We start from the raw sequence: 5,770 nt of genomic DNA, 5'->3' as shown, positions 1-5,770 counted from the left end.
AAAAGAAGGACATTCGATTTCGCCGGACGATGTCCGTGTCTTTTTAGCCGACAGGCTCGCCAGGTACAAAATTCCGCATTACATTGAATTTACCAAAAAGCTTCCCAAGACTGCATCAGGGAAGATCAAGAAACATCTGCTCAAGTAGAGCCCGCATAGCGCATAGGGTATTTAAGCAAAACCCATTGACAATTATAAGGTTTATTGATATAAAAATACCAGTGGGGCTGTAGCTCAGATGGGAGAGCGCATGACTGGCAGTAGCCTAATAGAGAGCCTCAATTTTTCAATATTTCTCTTATTTACTACACATTGTTATGTACTTATAGATTTTTCAGAATAATCTTTCTCTTATATTTTTTGTGTTAAAAACCCATGTCTACTATACAAAAACTATACAATTTGAAGGTAAGAAGATGTGTTGCGGGTGGGTGATTTTGCTGGGGGTTGATAGTACCCCCGTTTTTGCTATTGATTGATATTACTACTTAAATAACTTGTTATCAGAAGAGTTTCTTGACGGTATACCCCTCTTGTTTGACGATTCTACTTCACAATTAGTTCACGGTCAGTTGTTAAAAGACCGCATCCTCTCAAATGAGCTTGTGAATTAATAAGAATTCTTTCTCACTAAAGTTATCTGAGTTTCTGTACTGAGTATACCATTTCCTATTGGGAACGCTCCTGGAGTAACGATCATTTAACCCTGTAAAACAATTGATTTCCTGATAGCCTATTTCATTCATTACTTCGAGGTATCTTTCCAATTGCCATGATGGATTTGAAAAACCAACCAATTGAACAATGATACTATTTTCATTCAATAAGGTTTTGATAGATTCAAAGGAAGCTTTCAAATTTTGAAAATAGTTCATTAGCCCCTTCTGCTTCCTGTGACCTAAGGTATAGTAGCTAAGGCCGTTCCCATCTGGAGTATTGATTATCCAATAAGGAGCTGGTGTTTCTTTTCTACCTTTTATTTGCCAACGATTATATACAATATGGACACCTGGATAAGGAGGCGAAGTTAAGACTAATTTTGCAGGTTTCCAATTCCGAACTACCCGCATATCATTTTGAATACCAACAATAGACCTACATAACATTTTTCTGCGTCGCTCAATTTGCGATAAAGGAACATCAAGATTTAATCTGAGATTTTTTTGATATTCATGCATATCATTTAGCATGACAGTTAATTTGTTCTGGAACGTTTTAATAAAGGATTTTGAGTTGGGTATGTAGGTTTTGCAATCAAGAGCCCATTGACCTGTAGATAAAACTGCACATCGGGCGAATTTTTTTTGCCGTTCAGACTCCAAAGTCTCTATCAGTTGAAGCAGAAGCATTATTGTCTTTCTTATCCACCAAGGAACATTTTTTGTATACTGATTCCAACACGCATCTATATTTACTTCATCGTGAAGGTTTGTTAAAGACTGGATTCTGTCTAACCATGCAGTCATTGATTCTAAATCGTTAGTAGTCAAAGGTGTTGTTTTTACGGAGGCTACGAAAGTGGCAAGTGGATTAACGTCAACACCTAAAAACCTACGTCCACATACTAATGCCTCCACCGCTGTCGTGCCACAACCCATAAATGGATCTATTATACAATCTCCGGCTTCCGTATAATATTCTATGATGGTTCTTGCAAACTGGGGGTGAAATCTAGCAGGATAGTTGTAAAATGCGTGCGTATGACCTGAAATGTTTACTTTTAAGTTTAGAGCTTTTATAATTTCTTTCTTCATTTGACCAATCAAAATATGAGACAGTGCTTGATTTTTCAACTAACATTAATTTGTATATAAATCAAGAAACTTGTCTTTTAATATCACTGTTCTGGAATCATTGCACCAAGTTCTCGGATAATTGGAATAATGAATGGCGATATAGCCTTTGTCACTTCTTTTATTTGATTATCTATGCCCTTGGTTTTATCTTCTTCTTCAGAGTTATCATGATTTTTTCTTTTTTCTTCTTCTGTCAATAGAGCTAGTCCAATCAACGATAACCCATATTTGAATTGTTCCGTCAGCGATAAAGCATCATCTTTCCTCATTTTCTGTTCATTTTGTAAGTACACATTATCAACGTTAACGACAAAATAATATTGATCTTCATCACCACCCTGCCTGAGTGCCAAACCACTTTCCTTGTCAAAGTCATATTCTCCCCAATCTTTTTCATAAGCTTCTAATATTTCAGGTATACCCAGAGTAGGCGGCTTTTGCTCAGAACCATTACCGCTTATAATTGGTTCTTTTCGCTTTCCTTTTTTTGTTTCACCTGGTTGCTTCGCTTCACCTTTAATGGAGACTTTAAAATAATTTATAAAAGGGGCAATTCTTGTCGGATCTGTAACTTGCACCTCTAGATCATAAATATCGAAAAGTTGCACATCATCTGGTAACTCAAGACTCAAGGTACAAGTTCCTTTCCATAAGTTTACTATTCCAGAACCATAGGGTACACCATCACGCAGCACCATCAAAACACCAGGGTCTTCATCTCTTTTAAAATAGTTATTTTCAGCATCTGTATTAAACTGTATGCGAAATCTTTGTTTAAGGTAAGCTTCTTTTATGTATTCACCTGATGATCCAGCTTTAAGTTGGAAAAAAGTGGGAAACCTTTTACCCACAAATAAGTTCGTCTCCATAGCAACCTCGCTCTTGAAGGGACTACTTATTCTTGAACCGCTACCAAGCAATCTTGCTAAGATCGGGTTGTTTTTAACAATTTTTTCAAGAACATTTTCTAATGGTTTAGATTTGGCAAGCCTATCTTTAATTTCCTCTCTAGTCCTTTTCTCACGAAACTCTCTTAAGCCAGGATGTTCATTGATCAAAACCTCAAGCTGGTCTTCAATATCTTTCTTTAATTGTCCACTTCTGAGCCTATCTCTGCTGTTCATGAATAACCTTTCACGAGCCCTCCTGTCTATTCCATCACAATCAACTTCAACAAGAAGGAGGTCAGCGATGTTGAGCATACCAACTTTTTTTCTCTTGAAGAAGTCTTTCGGAAGGTGTCCCTGTGTCTGCCCATTTTGAACAAATATGATACCTTCCTCGCTTCTATATCTGTTAGCTTGCTCCTTGTTCTTGAATGCGTATATTGTCGTGGGTAATTTTAGCCCATCTATTTCAAAAGTACTCGAACTTGAGAATTCAAGCATTTCTCTCTTATCCTCTTCCAATCTCACGGATAAACCTGCAAGTGTTGTTTCAAATGTGTGAGCTTCGAATCCCTTCCGCCTTTCCCAAAGTCTTACAGGTAATGCTAATCTTGGTAATAAACAATTGAGTCTGTTATACATATCGAGTGTGATGTTTGTCTTATATCTAGGTATTTGATACTCTATAATTTTTACGAAGGTACAATGTTCTACGTCTGTACCGTAGGGATTGGGATACGTTTTTGGAAATAAAGGCAGTGCAGAAGCTTTGAACTGCGGTATCTTTCCATTGGGTGCAAGATAAGTGAAAACTGAATGCTTTTGCCCTTCACGGGGGTCTTCTCTACGAATTATAGTAAAACACCAATCGTTTCTTGTCGGATCATCTTTTTCAAAAAAGGCTACCTCCGGATGCCTTTTAGTAATCATTATTTGAATATTTCGATCACCACAAAAGAGAAAAACACCCGTTCCACCCATATTAAATTTCCCCTGGACGAATGGAATTCTTAGCTTATTTGAACCAGCCAATGATAATAACGTCTTCGGCATAGTCTTTGCCGTCTGCCCTTCTCCAAAATCAATGAAAGAATAAGAAGGCACCGCTTTTGACCCTGAAGAAATAACGTTAACTATTTTCTCTGCAAGGTTTGCCCTTTCACGAGCATCCAAATTATAAAGAAAACCGCCTCTAATATTATAAAAACGTTCAACTGCATCCCAAATAGTTTGCGGTGCTTCTTTGGAGGTCGGATCAATACCTTTTTTTAAGCACTCCGCCATCAAAACAGCATCAATGCTATTAATGATCTTTTCTACCAGTGCAGATTCAGGTAAGGCTTGCTGGTTTCCTATGATACTGAAGCTATTCTCAAGTCCAGCAAAATACATCCAATGTTTTGAATTATCCCAAAAACCTGCATCTTTTAATACTTGAACAATCTCAGCTTCTGTATCTGACTGAGCCAAAGCTATACATAAATCTTTCATAGGCATCCCTTAAAATTTGAATAACTTTGATTTTTGAACGCCTTTTTTAAAAAAAAGTCCACCTGTGCTTTTTAAAGCCCTATTTAGTTCATTAAACATTTTTTTAACATCATTTTCTGTATATTCATAATTTCTTGTATCTGATAAATTTCCAAGTTTTCTGAACTGCTCAAGAATTACGTTCACTCTACGTTCTGCAAGTCTTATGAATGATAGTGTAACATGTTTTCTGTAAATTCAATAAAGGGTATAATTCTCAATGGATTAAACAATCCCCTAAACGGGAGAAAGGAGAACTATACCCATGAAGAAAAGTGTATCAAAAAAGATGAAAGAAGTCATTGAGAAACATATGGGAGAGATGAATCATGTCTCATCAATTATGGAACTTACCCACACCGGCGCCAGGATGATGTTACAGATAGCCATAGAAGAAGAACTAAAAGCCTTCATAGGAAGGGATTATTATGAAAGAAGAACGGATAATCAGAAGGGCCTCCGCAGTGGTTTTAAACCCAGAACTATAAAAACAGGATGTGGTGATATAGAGATAGAGATGCCTCAGGTAAGGAATACAGATATACCCTTTCACTCACAGCTTCTCCCTCCCTATCTTACACGGATAAAAGAAATTGAGGAGACCATACCCCTTCTCTATATGCATGGTCTCTCCACAAGAAAGGTTAAAAAGGCAGTAGGTAAACTCCTTGGCACAAGAGGCCTCTCCCACCAGAATGTGATAAAGATAAGCAAAAAGATAGTGGTAGAATTCAATGCCTGGAAAAAGAGAGATCTATCACAAACCCCTGTATTATATCTTATCCTTGATGGTATAAGGCTTGGGGTAAGAAAAAATACCACAGAAAAAGAGGCAATCCTCATTGCCTGGGGTTTCTTGGAAGATGGAAGCCGTGAACTTATAGGCGTATCACTCGGCAATAAGGAATCCTATAGTTCATGGAAATACTTCCTTGATGATCTCATACAGAGGGGACTTAATGAACCCTTATTAACAGTTATTGATGGTTGCCCTGGATTAATAAAGGCAGTGGATGAGGTATTTCCTACATCTGATATACAACGATGCACAAAACATAAAACAGAAAATATCCTTGATAAGGTCCTCAAATCTGATAAAGACAATGTAAAAGACTCTATACGAAAGATATTCTATGCTTCCACCTATGAACATGCCCTTGAGGCAATAAACCTCTTTAAGAAAGACTGGGGTAAAAAGTATCCTTCTGCACTTGAATGTCTTCTTGATGATATAGAATCATGCCTTACCTATTATAAATACCCCTACACCCACAGAAAAAGGATAAGGACTACCAATGTGGCAGAGAGGAGCTTCTGTGAAGTAAAAAGAAGAACCAGAACAATAGGCAGATTCCAGGAGGAAACAAGAGCTCTTACTATGGTCTGGTGGCAACTAAAAGAACTCAACTGGTATGGGGTTGTAATGACACATGAGGCAAAGACAATACTTGATAACATTAGGGCATCAAAATATGCAAAGGCAGCGTAATTGAAGATGATGAAAACCGTTGAGAATAAACCCTATAGAGAAATTTGCAGAAAAGAGTTGACAGTATC

General features: G+C 37.3%; 4 protein-coding genes. 1 reads left to right on the top strand and 3 read right to left on the bottom strand.

Annotated elements, in window-relative coordinates; genetic code table 11:
* Positions 1-593 precede the first annotated feature (593 nt).
* From NTU69_11805 to NTU69_11795, 3 genes are all read right to left on the bottom strand, one after another.
* Entirely contained in the window at positions 594-1,754 is a 1,161-nt protein-coding gene (locus NTU69_11805) for a DNA methyltransferase (protein MCX5804192.1), read from the bottom strand.
* A gap of 83 nt (positions 1,755-1,837) precedes the next feature.
* The gene (locus NTU69_11800; GenBank protein ID MCX5804191.1) at positions 1,838-4,174 is read right to left on the bottom strand and encodes a hypothetical protein; all 2,337 of its coding nucleotides are present in this window, start codon (positions 4,172-4,174) and stop codon (positions 1,838-1,840) included.
* A 9-nt stretch (positions 4,175-4,183) separates the two neighbouring features.
* The gene (locus NTU69_11795; GenBank protein ID MCX5804190.1) at positions 4,184-4,360 is read right to left on the bottom strand and encodes a hypothetical protein; all 177 of its coding nucleotides are present in this window, start codon (positions 4,358-4,360) and stop codon (positions 4,184-4,186) included.
* 118 nt (positions 4,361-4,478) lie between these two features.
* Here NTU69_11795 and NTU69_11790 point away from each other — a divergent pair, with 118 nt between their 5' ends.
* Positions 4,479-5,702, top strand: coding sequence for an IS256 family transposase (locus NTU69_11790; protein MCX5804189.1), 1,224 nt, complete (start codon positions 4,479-4,481; stop codon positions 5,700-5,702).
* Positions 5,703-5,770: the final 68 nt, after the last annotated feature.

This window comes from Pseudomonadota bacterium (assembly GCA_026388215.1).
GTDB lineage: Bacteria > Desulfobacterota > Syntrophorhabdia > Syntrophorhabdales > Syntrophorhabdaceae > JAPLKF01.
This window is presented reverse-complemented; position numbering and strand designations above follow the sequence as displayed.

Coding starts and splice junctions, on each gene's coding strand:
- NTU69_11805 (MCX5804192.1), bottom strand. CDS start 1,754: ATGAAGAAAGAAATTATAAAAGCTCTAAACTTAAAAGTAAACATTTCA.
- NTU69_11800 (MCX5804191.1), bottom strand. CDS start 4,174: ATGAAAGATTTATGTATAGCTTTGGCTCAGTCAGATACAGAAGCTGAG.
- NTU69_11790 (MCX5804189.1), top strand. CDS start 4,479: ATGAAGAAAAGTGTATCAAAAAAGATGAAAGAAGTCATTGAGAAACAT.